The sequence below is a fragment of the Mycobacterium sp. SMC-19 genome (assembly GCF_045310815.1).
Lineage (GTDB): Bacteria > Actinomycetota > Actinomycetes > Mycobacteriales > Mycobacteriaceae > Mycobacterium.
Genome location: NZ_JBJIAM010000008.1, coordinates 224,796 through 242,678 on the forward strand (window position 1 = coordinate 224,796; position 17,883 = coordinate 242,678).

At 71.0% G+C, this 17,883-nt stretch carries 5 protein-coding genes; 4 read left to right on the plus strand and 1 reads right to left on the minus strand.

Features of this window, described 5'->3' with window-relative positions; all coding sequences use genetic code 11:
* The first annotated feature begins 368 nt into the window (after positions 1 to 368).
* Together ACJH5R_RS18215 and ACJH5R_RS18220 are read left to right on the plus strand one after the other, a co-directional pair.
* Entirely contained in the window at positions 369 to 12,434 is a 12,066-nt protein-coding gene (locus tag ACJH5R_RS18215) for a beta strand repeat-containing protein (RefSeq protein ID WP_406782532.1), read from the plus strand.
* 370 nt (positions 12,435 to 12,804) lie between these two features.
* Entirely contained in the window at positions 12,805 to 13,383 is a 579-nt protein-coding gene (locus ACJH5R_RS18220; protein WP_406756732.1) for a hypothetical protein, read from the plus strand.
* Here ACJH5R_RS18220 and ACJH5R_RS18225 read toward each other — a convergent pair.
* Positions 13,380 to 13,790, minus strand: a complete 411-nt coding sequence (locus ACJH5R_RS18225) for a GtrA family protein (protein WP_406756733.1) — start codon at positions 13,788 to 13,790, stop codon at positions 13,380 to 13,382. The genes ACJH5R_RS18220 and ACJH5R_RS18225 overlap by 4 nt on opposite strands.
* A 409-nt stretch (positions 13,791 to 14,199) precedes the next feature.
* Here ACJH5R_RS18225 and ACJH5R_RS18230 point away from each other — a divergent pair, with 409 nt between their 5' ends.
* Positions 14,200 to 16,761, plus strand: coding sequence for a hypothetical protein (locus ACJH5R_RS18230; protein ID WP_406756734.1), 2,562 nt, complete (start codon positions 14,200 to 14,202; stop codon positions 16,759 to 16,761).
* 310 nt (positions 16,762 to 17,071) lie between these two features.
* Positions 17,072 to 17,761, plus strand: coding sequence for a hypothetical protein (locus ACJH5R_RS18235; RefSeq protein WP_406756735.1), 690 nt, complete (start codon positions 17,072 to 17,074; stop codon positions 17,759 to 17,761).
* Positions 17,762 to 17,883 lie beyond the last annotated feature (122 nt).

Genomic DNA, 17,883 nt, shown 5'->3' on the forward strand with positions numbered 1-17,883 from the left:
CGCCCGCTCCAAGCATCGCGGCCCGGTCTTTCGACCGGGCCGCGATGGCGTTGCGGCCCGCGGCCGAGGGCGCCGGGTGGCAGATCCCCTACGCCAGCCCGTCCGCCCTGGCAAACGAAGCGTAGGCATTTTTACCTAATCTGAGAAGAAAATAAGTGATGTACAAGAGCTGTGAATCTACGCGGTGTCGTTAACAACATTCTTCTCAGTTTCCGATTGCCCCTGGTCAAAGCGCTGAAAACAAGCGTTGTCGGCACCGCCCAGGTTCCTCAAGGAAATAGGGGTTGACTAAGAGTTAGCCCCTGCTAACCTAGCCCCCCATTAGATTTGCCGCCGTCGTCAATATCTGCAGCTAAGGGGCACGTGCCATGTCTCGCTACCGTCAGAGTGGTTTCAAAGGTCGCCGTCGCAGCAGCCGGGCGTTGGGCTCCGGAACCGCGGTGAGCGCGTTTCTCGCGTTTGGGTTGGGGCCGCTAGCCGCGGCTCCCACCGCGCAGGCGGACATCGAAGACGTGTGGGTGGACCTGTTCGGTCAGGACCTGGGTACGGCCGTCGCGGACCTCAGCGCCAACTGGGGTGATCAGGCCGCCTGGGGCGTCGTATTGGACTCCGCCAGCTGGGACGGGGTCTTCGATTCCTGGAGCGATACCGCCACCTGGGATGCAGTGCTGGCCGACCTGAACCTCAGCGGTATCGGAGCGGCCGACTTCAGCTGGCCGGGTTCTGCGGACGCATCCTTCAACTGGGGCGAGATCAACTGGTTCATGCCGTTCGGCAACGGCGCCGATGGAACGGCCGCCAACCCCGACGGCGGCGCCGGCGGTTGGATCTACGGCAGCGGCGGTGCGGGATGGGACGCCGATGGGACGGGCGGCGTCTACGACGGCGGTGCGGGCGGTCAGGGTGGCCTGTTCGGTGGCAACGGTGGCCACGGCGGTGACGGCTATGACACCGGTGCCGGTGGCGACGGTGGGGCCGCCGGTCTGTTCGCGTGGCTGAGCCACGGCGGAGACGGTGGTGACGGTGGAAGCGCGGTCACCGCCGGTGGCGACGGTGGTGCCGGTGGTGTCGGCGGCGACGCCGCGCTGTGGGCGTTGTGGAGCACGGCAGGTGCCGGCGGTACCGGCGGTGACGGGGCGGTCGGCGCGGCGGGACTGGCTGGTGTGTTGGCCGGCGCCGATGGTGGCGCGGGTCAAAACGGTGGCGCCGGCGGCAATGGTGGTGCCGGCGGCCGCGGCTCGAACTGGTTCGGTGACGGCGGTAAGGGCGGTTCGGGCGGCACCGGTGCCGCCGGCGGGATCGGTGGCCACGGCGCCGACGGCGAGGACGGCACCGTCAGCCACGTTGACGCGATCAGCGGCGGCAACGGTGGGGTCGGCGGTAACGGTGGTGCCGCCGGTAAGGCCGGCTCGGGTGGTGCCGGTGGCTGGTTCGCCGACTCAGGTGCTGCGGGCATCGGGGGCGAAGAGGGCGTCGGGGCGATCGGTGGCAACGGCGGTGTCGGTGGCGACGGCGCTGACGGTGCCGACGGCGCCGACGGCAACGCCTCGCACGTGGACGGGTTCGCCGGCCAGGCCGGTGGCGCCGGTGGCAACGCGGGCCAGGGCGGCGTCGGCGGCCAAGGTGCCGGTGGGCAGGCCGCCAGTGGTTCCGGCGGTACGGCCGGCAGCGGCGGCAAGGGTGGCAACGGTGGAGCGGGTTACGCCGGAGCCGACGGCAGCGCGTCGTCGCATGACGGCGAGGCCGGCGGTAACGGTGGGGCGGGTGGCAACGGTGGCCAGGGCGGCCTCGAGACCGATGGCGTCACGCGCGCCGCTGAAGGCGGCGGTGGCAACGGTGGTGACGGCGCCCAAGGTGGTCGCGGTTATGACGCGCTCTCCGACGGTGCGGCGGCGGGCACCTCGGGTGGACACGGCGGTGCGGGCGGCAATGGTGGTGTCGGCGGAACCGGCGCCACCACCGGTACGCATGGCGCCGGCGGCGTCGGCGGAGACGGTGGTTCCGGTACCGACGGTGGTGACGGTGCGGCGGGTGTCACGGGCACGGCATCGACCATGAACGGCAGCGCGGGCGGCAACGGCGGCAATGGTGGTAACGCCGGTGTCGGTGGCGCGGGCGGCGATTCCGGCGGTGGCAACCACGCCGCGTCGGGCACCCACGGCTCGGCCGGCAAGGGCGGCGACGGCGGTGTCGGTGGCGACGGCTACAACGCGGTCTCGGACCCCGGCGCGCTCGCGGGCACGGCCGGTGGCAACGGCGGTGCCGGCGGTAACGCGGGCCTCGGCGGTCTGGAAGCTGACGGATCACGCGCGACCTCCGGCGTCGCCGCGATCGGTGGCAACGGAGGCGACGGCAAGGACGGCGCCGACGGGGTCGATGGAAACGCCAACCACATCGACGGCACGGCCGGTCAAGCCGGTGGCCGTGGTGGCAACGGCGGGCAGGGCGGTCTGGAGGCCGACGGCACCACCCGGGCTGCAGATGGTGTCGGCGGCGACGGTGGCGCCGGCGGCAAGGGCGGCACCGGGTGGGACGCGGTAGCCGCAGGGGCGGCCCCGGGCAGCGACGGCGGTGCCGGCGGCGCCGGTGGTAACGGCGGCGCCGGAGGAGCAGGCTCGGCCACCGGGCTGCACGGTATCGGTGGTGTCGGCGGCAACGGTGGTTCGGGCACCGCCGGCGCCAACGGGGCGATCGGTACGGCCGGTAGCGCGCTTGACCCCGACGGCGGTGCCGGTGGCAACGGTGGCAACGGTGGTAACGCGGGTGCTGGTGGCGCCGGTGGTGACTCCGGTGGTGGCAACCACGCCGCGTCGGGCACCAACGGCACCGCGGGGAAGGGCGGCAACGGCGGTATCGGCGGCGCCGGGTATGACGCGGCCTCCGATGGTGCTGCTGCCGCGGGTACCTCCGGCGGCAATGGCGGTGCCGGCGGCAACGCCGGGCAGGGTGGCCAGCTGGTCGGTGGTGGTCGGGCCGCGGATGGCACCGCCGGTGTCGGCGGTAACGGCGGCTCGGGTAAGGCGGGCGCCGCCGGTACTGCGGGTGACGCGGTCAGCGTCGACGGCACGGCCGGAGCCTCCGGCGGTAACGGTGGCAACGGCGGCCAGGGTGGCCTGCAGGCCGATGGGACTAACCATGCGGCGTCGGGCAAGGGCGGCAATGGTGGTGCCGGCGGTGCCGGTGGCGCCGGGTATGACGCGGTCAGTGCTGGTGCGGCGGCGGGCACGTCCGGCGGCAGTGGCGGGGTAGGCGGCAACGGTGGTGTTGCGGGGGCGGGTTCGACGGCCGGCACCCACGGCGCCGGCGGCATCGGTGGTAAGGGCGGTAGCGGAACCGCCGGCGCCAACGGCGCGATCGGGACGGCCGGTAGCGCGGGCGACCCCGACGGTGGTGTCGGTGGCAACGGCGGCGACGGTGGTAATGCCGGTGCTGGTGGCGCCGGTGGTGTCTCCGGTGGCGGCACCCAGGCCGCGTCGGGCGCCAACGGTGTGGCCGGCAAGGGCGGCAACGGTGGTGTCGGTGGCGCCGGGTATGACGCGGCGTCCGATGGTGCTGCGGCGGCTGGTACCTCCGGTGGCAATGGCGGCGTAGGCGGCAACGCCGGGCAGGGCGGCCAGCAGGTCGGTGGCGGCCGGGCCGCGGACGGCACCGCCGGTGTCGGCGGTAACGGTGGCTCCGGTAAAGCGGGCACCGCCGGGACCGCGGGCACCGCAGGCAGCGTCGACGGCACGGCCGGAACCTCCGGCGGTAACGGTGGCAACGGCGGCCAGGGCGGCCTGCAGACCGATGGCAGTCAGGCCGCGGCGGGCAAGGGCGGCAATGGTGGTGCCGGCGGTGCCGGTGGCGCCGGGTATGACGCGGTCAGTGCTGGTGCGGCGGCGGGCACGTCCGGCGGCAGTGGCGGGGTAGGCGGCAACGGTGGTGTGGCCGGGACGGGTTCGACGGCCGGCACCCACGGCGCCGGCGGCATTGGTGGCAAGGGCGGTTCGGGAACCGATGGCGCCAACGGCGCCATCGGTACTGCGGGTAGCGCGCTTAACCCCGACGGTGGTGTCGGTGGCAATGGCGGCAATGGTGGTAATGCCGGTGCTGGTGGCGCCGGTGGTGTCTCCGGTGGCGGCACCCAGGCCGCGTCGGGCGCCAACGGTGTGGCCGGTAAGGGCGGCAACGGTGGCGCCGGTGGCGCCGGGTATGACGCGGCCAGCGACGCCGGTGCCGCCGCGGGTACCTCCGCGGGCAATGGCGGCGCCGGCGGCAATGCCGGGCAGGGTGGCCAGCAGGTCGGTGGTGGCCGTGCAGCCGATGGTGCGGCCGGTGTCGGCGGCAACGGCGGCTCCGGTAAGGACGGCGTTGCGGGCACCGCAGGCACGGCCTCGAACGTGAACGGCACGGCCGGAACCTCCGGCGGTAACGGTGGCAACGGCGGCCAGGGTGGCCTGCAGACCGATGGCAGCAATGCGGCATCGGGCAAGGGCGGCAACGGTGGTGCCGGCGGTGCCGGTGGCGCGGGGTATGACGCGGTCGCTGATGGTGCGGCGGCGGGCACGTCCGGCGGCAGCGGCGGCGTAGGTGGCAACGGTGGTGTGGCCGGGACGGGTTCGACGGCCGGCACGCACGGCGCCGGCGGTATTGGTGGCAAGGGTGGTTCGGGCACCGATGGCGCCAGCGGTGCGATCGGTACGGCAGGGGATGCCGTCAACACCACCGGCGGTACCGGTGGCAACGGTGGCGACGGTGGTAATGCCGGTGCTGGTGGCGCCGGTGGTGTCTCCGGTGGTGGCACCCAGGCCGCGTCGGGCGGCAACGGTGTGGCCGGTAAGGGCGGCGACGGCGGCGCCGGCGGCGCCGGATATGACGCCGCCACGGACGGCGGTGCGGCTGCGGGCACCTCAGGTGGCGACGGCGGTTTGGGTGGCAACGCCGGTAAGGGCGGCCAGGTAGTCGGTGGCGGGCATGCAGCCGATGGTGCGGCCGGTGTCGGCGGCAACGGTGGGGCCGGCAAGGACGGTGCTGCGGGCACCGCGGGGGACGCGGTCAACGTCGACGGCACGGCCGGTACTTCGGGTGGTAACGGTGGAAACGGCGGCCAGGGTGGTCTGCAGACCGATGGCAGCAATGCGGCATCGGGCAAGGGCGGCAACGGTGGTGCCGGCGGTGCCGGTGGCGCGGGGTATGACGCGGTCGCTGATGGTGCGGCGGCGGGCACGTCCGGTGGCAGTGGCGGGGTAGGCGGCAACGGTGGTGTTGCCGGTACCGGTTCCACGGCCGGCTTGGACGGTGTCGGTGGTGTCGGTGGCAAGGGCGGTTCGGGAACTGATGGCGCCAATGGCGCGGTCGGCACTGCCGGTGACACTGTCAACACCACCGGCGGCACGGGTGGCAATGGCGGTGACGGTGGTAATGCCGGTGCTGGTGGCGCCGGTGGTGTCTCCGGTGGCGGGGTCCAGGCCGCGTCGGGTGCCGACGGTGTGGCCGGTAAGGGCGGCGACGGCGGCGCCGGTGGCGCCGGGTATGACGCCGCCACGGACGGCGGTGCGGCGGCAGGCACGTCCGGTGGCGACGGTGGTCTCGGTGGTAACGCCGGTAAGGGTGGCCAGGTAGTCGGTGGCGGGCATGCCGCGGACGGTGCGGCCGGTGTCGGCGGCAACGGGGGGGCCGGCAAGGACGGTGCTGCGGGCACCGCGGGTGACGCGGTCAACGTCGACGGCACGGCCGGCGGTAACGGTGGCGCCGGCGGCAACGGCGGCCAGGGCGGCCTACAAACCGATGGCGTCACTCGGGCCGCGGAGGGTGATGGCGGCGCCGGTGGCGCCGGTGGCGTCGGCGGTCAGGGCTTCAACGGTCTGACAGGAGTCGACGGGGATCCCGACGGCGGCCACGGCGGCGCTGGTGGCGCCGGTGGAACCGGCGGTGCGGGCGGAACCGGCAACGTCGGTGGCACCGGAGGCCAAGGCGGTGCCGGTGGTTCTGGCGGTAACGGCGGCGAAGGCTTCAGCGCCACCGGCGGAGACAACTCCGGCGGCAATGGCGGCAACGCCGGAGCGGGCGGAGCCGGCGGCGAGGGCGGCACGGGGGGTAACGGCAGCATCGTCAACGGCAATGGTGGCATCGGAGGTGACGGCGGCAATGCAGGAACGGCCGGCACCGGCGGTGATGGTGCCGGCGGCGGTGGCGGCGACGCGGCCGGCGGTGGCGGTAACGGTGGTAACGGCGCCGCCGGTGGCGCGGTCGGTGCCGGCGGTGCCGCCGGTACTGGCGTGGGAACGGCAGGCGTCGACGGTGCGGCCGGCACGACGTCGGGCGTGACCAGCGACGGGGGCAACGGCGGCAAGGGCGGCGACGGCGATGGTGTCGGCACCGATGGGCTGCTCGGCCAAGCCGGTGGTATCGGCGGCACCGGCGGTGCCGGTGGTGCGGCTGTCGATGGCGGCGCAGCCGGGAAGGGCGGCGACGGCGGTGCTGGCGGTACCGGTGCCGGCATTGGTACTGGCGCGATCGGCGGAACCGGTGGTGTCGGCGGTAGCGGCGCCCTCAGCGCCGGCGCGGACGCCGGCTTCGGCGGTGCCGGCGGTGGTGGTGGCGGCGGTGCCTATGTGGGTGGCACCAACGGCGGCACTGCCACCGGTACTGCGACCGGTGGTAAGGGCGGCGACGGGGGCGCAGGCACCACGGTCGCGGCCGGCGGCCACGGCGGAACCGGCGGAGGAGCGACTATCCACGCCGATGGCCCGGGCAGCACCATCACCGACGGCACTGTCGACGGCGGCAACGGCGGCAATGGTGGTCAGGGCGGTGTTGTCGGCGAGGACGGTGCCAGCAACTCGCTGGTCGCTGCCGACGGCGGCTCGATCGAAAACACCACGGTGTCTAGCGGGCTCGACAGCGATAACGCCCTTGGTGGCGGCGCCTCGCTACTGGTCACCAACGGTGGCAGTGTCGTTGGCAGCACAGTGGCCGGCGGCAATGCCGGGGACGGATTCGACGGCGGCGCGGCGGCCATTGTCGCTGATGGCGCGGACAGCAAGGTCACCAACGCCACGGTCACCGGTGGTAACGGCGGTTCGGGCGGTGCCGGCGGCAGCGCCAGCGTGACTGCGACCGACGGCGCTGTCATCGACACGGTCTCGGCCATCGGCGGCAACGCCAGCGAGAGTGCGGCCGGTGGTGCGGCGAGCATCACCGCTGACGGGACGGGCAGCACCGTTGTAGACAGCTCGGCGACCGGCGGCAACGCCGGGGCCGGAGATGCCAACGGCGGGGCCGGCGGTGCCGGCGGTGGCGCAACGGTGGAGGCCAACTCGGGTGGCACCGTTGATAACGCCATCGTCACCGGTGGTGTCGGTGGTGCCGGCAGCGCCGGCGGCACGGGTGGTGCCGGTGGTGTCGGGTATGCGAGCGCAGCGCAGGGCGGCCTCGTCCACGACGCGACGGTCACTGGTGCCAGTGGCGGTACCGGTAGCGATGGCGGCGTTGGCGGTGCCGGCGGTGCCGGGGCGGTTTATGCCGGCCAGGAAGGCTTCGGGACCGGCGGGGACGCGTCCGGCACGGCGACCGGTGGGGTCGGTGGCAGTGCTACGGGTGTCGGCAGTGTCGGCGGCGCCGGGGGCCTCGGTGGTATCCAGGCGGCCTGGAGTGACGGACAACCCGGTGGTTTGGGCGGCAACGGCGGCACCGCGTCCGGCAATGCGACGGGCGGTGCCGGTGGCAATGCGACCGGTGGCGGTACCGGTGGCATCGCCCGCAACGGTGCGATCATGGCGGGCGGTGCCGGCGCGGTAGCCTCTGGCATCGCGGTCGGCGGCTCGGGCGGTGATGGCCTCGACGGTGGTACTGGTGGCAACGGTATCGGCGGTCAGGTGTCGGCACTGGCCGACGGAGCCACGGCTAACGGCGAAGCCCACGGAGGCAGCGGTGGCAGCGGCATCGGTGCAGGCGGCAAGGGCGGCGATGGTGGGCTGGGCTGGGTCCGGGCGGTGGGCGAAAACTCCACGGTCACCGATGCCCAGTCGAGCGGCGGCGATGGCGGTACGGGTAGTGATGGGCTGACCGGCGGCAATGGTGGCCAGGCCTACGTGCAGGCCACTTCGGACAACAGCACCAGCACCGACAGCTCGGCGGCCGGTGGGGGCGGTGGCGACAGTGCTGATGGTGTCAACGGCGGCAACGGCGGCCGCGCGACGAACTTCGCCGGGGCCGAAGGCGCCAACCCGGGCACTGGTAATGACCACATCACCGACAGCCACGTCACCGGTGGCAACGGTGCTGCCGGGAGCGCTGGCGGAGCCGCCGGCATAACCGCCAGCAACGGCAGCACGATCGAATCGAGCTCGGCGGCTGGTGGCAATGCGTCTACCACGGCGGGCGGCGGAGCCGCGTCGATCACAGCCGACGATGGCAGCACCACCACCAACAGTCACGTCACGGGCGGTGACGGCGGCAGCGGCGGCAGCGGCTTTGCCCGCGGCGGTTTCACCACCTTCGCTGTCGACGGCACGGACGGCGTAGGTGGTGCGGCCACTATCGCCGCCACCAACGGCGGTGTGATCACCGACGCCTACGCCTACGGCGGTGCCGGCGGCATCGGCACTAACGGCGGCGTCGGTGGAGCCGGCGGCCAGGCCGCGGTACTGGCCGATGGCACGGGCAGCACCGCAACCGGCAGCGCCTACGGCGGCGCGGGCGGTGCTGGAACGGGCGGTACCGGTGGCGTGGGCGGACGAGGCGCCGTCGAGGCAACGGGCACGAACAGCTCGGCCAGCGGTACCGGCACCGGCGGTGACGGCGGCGACGGTATCGACGGCGGCCAGGGTGGCGCCGGGGCCGAGGGTTCGACCAATTCCACCGCGTATGGCAGCGCCACGGGCGACAGCTACGGCGGCAACGGCGGAACGGCGACCGGCGAGAACAGTGTCGGCGGTGACGGCAGCGGCGGCTGGGTTCAGGCCGGCTACGGCGGTCCGGTAGGTGGCACGGCAACTGGTGAGGCCTACGGCGGCGACGGTGGAGCTGCCACCGGTGGTGGCACGGGCGGCAATGGCGGCATGGCAGTCGTACTGAGCAACGGCGTCGGTGCGGAAGCACACGGCAGTGCGTTCGGAGCCACCGGCGGCAGCGGTCTCGACGGCGGGATCGGCGGCGACTCTCGAACTGCCGGCACCGGTCAGGTGGCCGCGACCGCCGACGGGTCCTACGCGTCGGGCACAGGCAAGGGCGGTGACGCCGGCGACGGTATCGGCGTCGGCAACACCGGCGGTGGCGGCAGCACCGGTTGGCTGCAGGCCTCGGGTGTGGACAGCCACGTCACCGGAACCGCCACCGGTGGCAAGGGCGGTGACGGTCACGATGGCCTCGTCGGCGCCGGTGGCGGCCGGGGTTCCCTGCAAGCAATTGGTGAGGGCGCACAGATCCTCGACAGTCACGCCATCGGTGGTGACGGTGGTGCCGGCTATGTGACCTCGGCGGCGTCGGGCGGTACCAGCAACTTCCTGGTCTATGACAATGCGACCGTCAGCAACGTCACGGCGACGGGCGGCAACGGCACGGACGGCTTCGCCGGCGGTTTGGTGAAGGTCGAGGTCCATGGCGCCGGAAGCTCCATCGCGGACACCACTCTTGCGGGAGGTGACGCCGGGCTTGGCGGTGCCGGTGGCAGCGCCACAGTGACGGCTACCGGCGGCGGCAGCGTCGTGGACAGCAGTCTCGTGGGCGGTGCTGCCGGTGGCGGGATCGGGGGCGGCGCTGGCGGTAGTGCCAGCGTCACTGCCAGCCAGGGCGGCGCGGTTAGCAACGGTCATGCGATCGGTGGCGATGGTGGTGCCGGTGATGCCAATGGCGGTATCGGTGGTGCCGGTGGTGCCGCGAGCGTCGGGGCTTACGGCAGCCAGACCACCGCTGAGGGCACGGCCCACGCCGGTGATGGCGGTAATGGTGAGGCCGGCGGCAAGGGTGGCGCCGGCGGCGCGGCCTCCGTTGATGCCGGGATCACCGATGGAGGTCTGATCGTCGGTGATAACGAACACACCTCCGGTAATGCCACCGGCGGTGCCGGAGGTAACGCGGACGGCACGGGCAGCACCGGCGGTACGGGTGGTCTCGCGATCGTTCGGGCTCCCGATGGCACGGTGGGTATTGCTGGTGATCCGGATCAGGTGCAGGCCATCGGCGGTGCTGGTGGTGCGGGTACGACGGCTGGTCACGGCGGTAATGGCGGTGCCGGTTACGCCTTTGTCGGCAATGGCGGCACGGTCGGCAATGCGGGCGTTGCCACGGTGGCCCAGGGCGGCGCCGGCGGTGCTGGTGTTGACGGCGGGACCGGTGGTAACGGCAGCTACGCGCAGGTGACGGCTGGTCAGGACGGAACTGCGTTCGGTTCGTCTACTGCCGGTGCCGGCGGCATGGGAACGGGCGCGGGCAGCGTGGGCGGTAACGGTGGCAGCGCCAACATCGAGGGGGCTTACGCCAGTGGCGGCCTAGGCGGTGCGGGCGGGACCGCGCAGGGTGTGGCGACCGGTGGTGTCGGTGGTGACGCGGTCGGTGCCGGCAAGGGCGGCGCTGGCAATACCGGCAGCATCGTCGCAGGCGGCGTTGGTGCGCAGGCCAGTGGTAGCGCTCAGGGCGGCAATGGCGGTGACGGTATCGATGGCGGCACCGGCGGCCGGGGCTTTACTGGCCAGGTCGGGGCGCTCAATGAAGGCACCACGGCTAACGGCACGGTGACCGCTGGTGATGGGGGTGACGGCACCGGTGTCGGGGCCGTGGGCGGTCAGGGTGGTTACACCTATGTCCAGGCTCTCGGGAAGGACTCGTCTGTTACCGGCGTCACCGCCACCGGTGGCGACGGCGGTGCAGGTGTCGTCGGGTCTAACGGCCGGGTGGCCTCTGACACGGTGATCATCGCCAGGGGCGAGGGCGACTCCATCACCAACAGTCAGGTCACCGGAGGTGACAGTGCCGGTACTCAGCAGGGGCCGGGGGCGCGGATCACCACCGACGGTGGGTCCGTTGCCGGCAGCTCGGTGACGGCGGGGCAGAGCACCGACACCGCCCTCGGCGGGGCGGGCAGCCTCACTGTCACCGGTGGCGGCAGCGTCACCGACACTCACCTCACCGGTGGTGACGCCGGTGCGGGCACCGGCAAGGGCGGTGCGGCCAACCTCACCGTCACGGGTGGCACGGTCTCTGGCACCACGATCGACGGCGGTGACGGTGTCGGTAACGGTGTGGGCGGCGCCGCTGCTGTGACCGTCGCAGCGGGGAGCGGTGTCGCGGACACTGCTGTCACCGGCGGTGACGGCGGTGCGGGCGGCGCCGCCGGCGGTGCGGCCACCGTCACGGTCACCGGAATGGGCAGCAGCGTGGCCAACAGCGAGGCCCTTGGCGGCAACGGCGCAGACGGCGACTCCAACGGCGGAATCGGTGGTGCCGGTGGTGCCGGCGGCCTCATCGCCACCGACGGCGCGCACGTCACCGGCACCGAGGTCACCGGTGGTGCCGGCGGCAACGGCACGGACGGCGGCAGGGGTGGCCTCGGCGGTGAGGCTGTCGCCAACGCCAATGGCGCTGGCAGCACCATCACCGGTACGGCAAACGGTGGGACCGGCGGCCTTGGTGACGGCACCGGCAGCCAGGGCGGAACCGGAGGCGCGGGCTACCTGGTCGTCGACAACGCCGGCGGCACCGTCGGCGGCGGCAACGACGCGACCGCGATCGGCGGCAACGGTGGCGCCGGATACGACGGCGGCAAGGGCGGCAACGGTGCCTTCGGTGAAGTCGAAGCCACCGGAGCGGGAGGCCTGTCGTACGGCACGGGCACCGGTGGAATCGGCGGTGCGGCTTACGGCGCCGGCAGCGCCGGGGGCAACGGCGGAACCGGTGTCATTAACAGTGCCAGCGGCCATGCCGGTGGCAACGGTGGGACCGCGCACGGCACGGCCACCGGCGGTGACGGCGGTAACGCCAGCACCGGTGCGCTCGGTGGTGGCACCGGCGGCAACGGCGGCAAGGCCAGCATCATCGCCGATGGTGCCGGCGCTGAGGCGAGCGGCTCGGCGACCGGTGCTACCGGCGGCGAGGGCATCAACGGGGGCACGGGCGGCGGTGCCGCCAGTGCGTCGACGCAGATCACCGCGCTGGGCGAGGGTGCGCAAGCCACCGACAACACCGTGGCCGGCGGAACCGGCGGCGCCGGTATCGACGGCGGCCAAGGCGGCAAAGCCGGATACGTCCACGTCGGTGCGACCGGTCGGGGCGGGCCGAATAACCCCGCCAGTGCCGGTTCGTACACCAACGGTGAGCTCCAGGCCGGCAGCGGCGGCATGGGCACCGGCGCCGGTAACACGGGCGGTAATGGTCAGTCGAACGAGAAGATCAACGGCGCTGGTCAGAGCAGCGACGGGGTGCAGTGGACCGGCAACAACGGTGCGAACAAACCGTGAGCCCCACACGCCTAGTCCCCGCGGCCCGGTCTTTCGACCGGGCCGCGGCGGCGTTCGGAGAATTTCAGCCGGCCGAGTTCCTTAATTATTGCTGAGATTTACTAGCTGCCAGACAGTGGGTGCGGCCCCCTTCGGTAGCGCCTGCGCGAGGGGCGCCGCTTGCCGATAGGCGAGAGCTGAGCAGCTGAAAGCCGGTAATTAGCGTATCAAAGTCGGATTAGCCCAAGTTCTGTCGGCGGCCCGGCCGGCACAGGCTCCGTTGATCGCACTGAAGGTCATGATTAAAACCCGTCTTGACTATGAGAAGAATGCCATTAGCGTACGCACTAAGTTAGTGATCGTTAGTCGACGTCCAGTGGGGGAGATCGCCATGTCCGCTCGGCCGGGCCGTTCCAAGGGGCTTGATGCCCGGCGGATCATCGGCGCTGGTGGTGCCGTGGGCGCGTTCCCGGAATGCGGAATGGCATCGCCAGCCGTCGGGCCGCCCGCACGAGCAGATGTGATCGATGATTCCGTTGTCGACCGTGACGAGTTCGACGTTATCGGCAGCGGCACATTCGACACCCTGGGCGGTTCCACTGCGGCGCGCTTCAGCGATGCCTGGGGGATGCTGCAGTCCGCCGTGGCTGGGCCGGACTGCTTTGCTGCCATCCACCCCGACCTGCCGCTGATCTGCCAGGCGTTGCTGGACCCGATCAATGACTTCTCGGCACAACTGCCTGGGCGGGACCTGATCGGCAGTGGCCGAGTCGTCGGCAGTGCGGGCCAGGGGGGCGGCAGCGGCGGACTGATCGGCCTGGCCGGTTCGTCTGCCAGAGAGACCTCGGGGGAGTCGGAGGGAACGGCGGTGCCGGTGGTGAGGGGTCCATCGGCACCGCCGGAGCCGACAGCGGTCCGCGCGCCGGAGGCAACGGCCACGACGGTGTTAACGGCTGCGCGTCTGGATTAACGCGCCCGGAAGATCAGCGTCCGCTGCACCACGAAATTGATGACGGTCGCGGTGCCCTGGGCCGCCACGAACGCCACCGGCAATGCCCACCGCTGGTAATCCAATAGTTGTAGACACAGGTGGTTGATCCCCACCTGGACGGCGAACGTCAGTGCATAAAGTGCCATTACCGCGATGAACCGCCCGGCATGGGCCGAGGATTGGAACGTCCATCGCCGGTTGATCAGATAGGCGGTGGTGGTGCCGGCGACGAAGCTGATCGCCTTGGCTATGTCGACCGGGACACCCGCCCCCAGGTACAGCAGCAGGTATAGCCCGAAATCCACTACCGCCGACAGGGCTCCAGTAACCAGAAAGCGCCACACCTGCGTCGACAGCTGAAGGGGGCGGGGTGTTATCTCGGCCACTCGGGAATCCTAATCAGCAACTACACCCGCCAGCGGTCGGCAGCCGCACCCGCGAAGGTGGCTAATAGCGTCTCGCAGGACGCGCGACAGGCCGTGCGACCGCTCTAGTGAACCGAGGTACACCGGTCCGACCTGCGGAAACGTGATAGAAAACCTACACGTTTCACAGTTTTTCGCTCAGCGTGAACATATCGAGGCTTCTTGTGATCCGTTCCATATTTAGACACGTGTCCAACTAAACCCGCGACAACTTCGGGAAACTAACTGTTCACGGGCATTTCAACAAGTTGCCAGGTTCTAGATGTCAGCTCGGTTGCCTGTGTTGCGGCCCCTCTGTTACCTTAACGGCGGCTTAGCAATTTACGACCCTGTCAGCCGCCAATAGCTAATCCTCACCTGAAGGGAAAACATGTCGAACCGATCTGCCGCCAAGAGCAGGACTCGTCGTCTCAGTCGCGCTGTGGGCGCCACCAGTGCCGCAGGCGCTTTCCTGGCGTTCGGCTTGACGCCGATCACGGCGGCGCCGGCCAGTGCTGACTTCGAGGACTTCTTCGGGGACCTGTTCAGCTGGATTGAGCCTTCGGCCGCGGACACTTCCGGTTTTGACTGGTTGGGCTTCAGCGCGTTCGACGGTGACCTGGCCGGCTCGGCAGCTGCCAGCCCGCTCGATGGTCTCAACACGCTGGTGGCCAACACCCTCAACACGCTGATCTACCAGCCGATCTACGGCATCAACCAGTTCCTGATCAACGACCTGGGTCTGCGTATCGACGGTGTCTTCGACAACGGCGACAACGCCTTCGTCAGCATCAACGCCGACGGTGACCTGGTCTACAACGCCGCCTCCGCGGGTGGCTTCCTGTTCGGTGACGGCGGCAGCGGTGCGTTCCTCAACGCCGACGGTGAAGTGCTCGGCGCCAATGGCGAGGTGCTGCTGGACGGCGACGACAACGTCGTCACGCTGGCGAGCATCGAGAACGGCACCTACTCGTTCGCCTCGAACGACTTTGACCTCAACGGCGGCAACGCCGGTCTGATCGGCAACGGTGGTGACGGCGGCAGCTTCTTCGGCCTCGGTGGCGACGGCGGTGCCGGTGGTTTCCTGATGGGCAATGGTGGCACTGGTGGTACCGGTGGCATCGGTGACATCGGTGCGGTCGGCTTCGCCGGTGGCGTCGGTGGCGACGGTGGCTTCCTGATCGGCAACGGTGGCGCCGGTGGTGTCGGTGGAACCGGTGGAACCGGCGCCGCTGGTGGCATCGGTCAGATCGGTGGCGCGGCCGGTAACGGTGGCGCGGGCGGCAACGGTGGTGTGGCCGGCCTGTTCGGTAACTCCGGTGCCGGTGGCACCGGTGGTGTCGGTGGTGTCGGCGGCGCCGGTGGCGCGGGCGCTGCGGGTGCGGACACCGAGGACGGCAACGGTGGCAACGCTGCGGCCGGTGGTGTCGGCGGTAACGGTGGTGTCGGCGGTAACGGTGGCGCCGGTGGCTTCTTCGGTGTTCACACCCCGGGTGCTGCGGGCAACGGTGGCGACGCCGGTGTCGGTGGCGCCGGTGGTAACGGTGGCGCTGGTGTGACCGGCGCGGATGGCAGCTTCGCTGACAACGGCTCCGGCGACGGTGCTGCGGGCGGCAACGGCGGCAACGGTGCCCTCGGTGGCGCAGGTGGCGTCGGTGGCGCAGCCGGCCAGGGCTCCGTCGCGGGTGTGGCTGGCGCGAACGCCGACGGTGGCGTCGGCGGTAACGGCGGCGTCGGCGGCGACGGCGGTACCGGTGCCAACGGCCTCGAGGCAAACGGCCCGGGCGTTGACGGTATGGCGGGCGGCAACGGCGGCAACGCCGGTAACGGCGGCGCTGCTGCTGCCGGTGGTGCAGCCGGTGGCGAGGGCGCCAACAACGGTGCGGCCGGTGTCGACGCCGACGGCGGCAACGGTGGTAACGGTGGTAACGCATCTGCCGGCACCAACGGTGTGGAAGGCGTCAACGGCTCGACCGCGGCGGGCGGCGGCGTCCTTGACCCGGCGATCCCGGGCACCAGCGGTGGCAACGGCGCGGCCGGTGGCCAGGGTGGTGCCGGTGGCGCCGGTGGCGGCCAGACCGGTAACGGCGGTAACGGCGGTAACGGCGGCGTCGGGTCCGACGGCGGTAAGGGCGGCAACGGCAGCGTCGGCATCCACGAGGACACCGACTCCGTGCACGGCCTCTACAACGCCCCCGGTAACGGTGGTGCCGGTGGTGCCGGTGGTAACGCCGGTGCGGCGGGTGCGGGTGCGGCCAACGGCAACGACGGCATCATTGGTAACGGTGGTAACGGTGGTAACGGTGGCGTCGGCGGTAACGTCGCCGACATCACTGAGTACTCGTCCGTCGAGGGCCCGGTCGGTTCGGGTGTCCCGGGTCCGCAGGGTGCGGCCGGCACTGGCGGTGAAGGTGGCGCCGGCGGTTCGGGTGCGACGGCCGGTAACGGCGGTAACGGCGGTAACGGCGGTAGCGACCTGTACGCGGGTGGCACCAACGGCGGTGCCGGTGGTGCCGGCGGCGCCGGTGGCCAGGGCCTGGCCAACTCCGATGGCACCGGTGGTGTCGGTGGCGACGGTGGCGCCGGTGGTAACGGTGGCGCCGGCAGCAACATCCGCTACGGCGACCCGGACTGGAACACCACCTCGGGTGACTCCTCCTCCGGTCCGATCGACGGTATCCAGGGTGGCGCCGGCGGCGACGGTGGTGCCGGTGGTGCCGGTGAGGTCACCGGTGGTAACGGCGGCAACGGCGGTAACGGCGGCGACGTCCTCACCCCGGCGTTTGGTGACGACAACGGTGGCGCGGGTAACACCCCGGGTGCCGACAGCGAGGGTGGCGCCGCTGGTGCCGGTGGCGCCGCTGGTGCCGGTCCGGACGCCGAGAGCGACGGCACGGCCGGCCAGCCCGGTCAGCCTGGCGTCGTGCAGCCTCCCGTGGTTCCGGAGGGCTAATCTCGACAACGCAAAAGAAACACCCCGCACAATCGTGCGGGGTGTTTCTTTTGGTGCATACGGACCGCGGTACCGGATTCAAGATAACGGTGACCGCGTAGGCGTTGTGTGGCCGCGATTCCGCGCGGCAATGGCAACCGCTGGATAGCCGAAAGGCTATGTAGCAGTTGCACTTTGGGAAGTAGTGGATGAAGGCGGCCGTCCGAAACCCGCTACGTGACAAAGCATTCCTCGGGAGTCGCAAACGATTTCATCTCGTGTTCAGTTTTGGGTTCGAAAATTCAGTTGCATTGCAATACAATCAGTCGCCATGTGGACTGCGTCGAACGGATATTCTCGGGCTCTCGCCAGCGCTGCGACCGCTGGTGTGGTCGCGTTTACGGCCGGCGGCGTCACGCCCATTCCTGCCGCGGCGTCCCCCGTGGCCCTTCCGGCAGCGACGGTCTTGACCCCGGTCGAGCTGACGGCGCTGTCCTCCGATTCCAGCCTGATGGACATCATCGGTGCGCTGACGGGATTGAACTGGATTATCCCGATTCTGGATGACCCGGATACCCCGTGGTTCCCGGTCGTGATCGGCCTTGAGGCGCTCGGCGAGTTGTTCTTCGTCATCCCGCTGACGCTGCTGGTCGGTGCGCCGCTGCTGGTGCTCACCGAGGGCTGGCAGGGTATCGAGGACACCATCACGTTGCTGGGCACGGCCGGCGACGCGGTAAAGAGCCTGTTCGACAACATGGTGGAGTGGTACGAGACGCGCAACTGGTTCACCGGTGAGTTGCTCGATCCCGGGAACAGTGCGGCAAGCCTTCTGACCGGCTTGGGCGATGCGCTCCACAGCGGCAGTTGGGCTGACGTGTTCACGCCGGTCAGCTTCGACGCGGTGCTCGGCGCGGACGGTTTCGACGCCGGCCTTCCCGACGTCGGCCTCCCCGACGCCGGCCTTGGCGACGTCGGTCTTCCCGACGTCGGTCTGGGTGACCTGGGCGACCTGCTTGCCTGACCCGCGGGGCCAATACACCCCCTAAGTCTTTTCGCGCCCGGTGTTGCCACGGCGCGACCGGAGCTGCTGTGCGGACCTGAGACCGCTCAGTGAGAACGACGAAATTCCTGGGTTCCGCACGC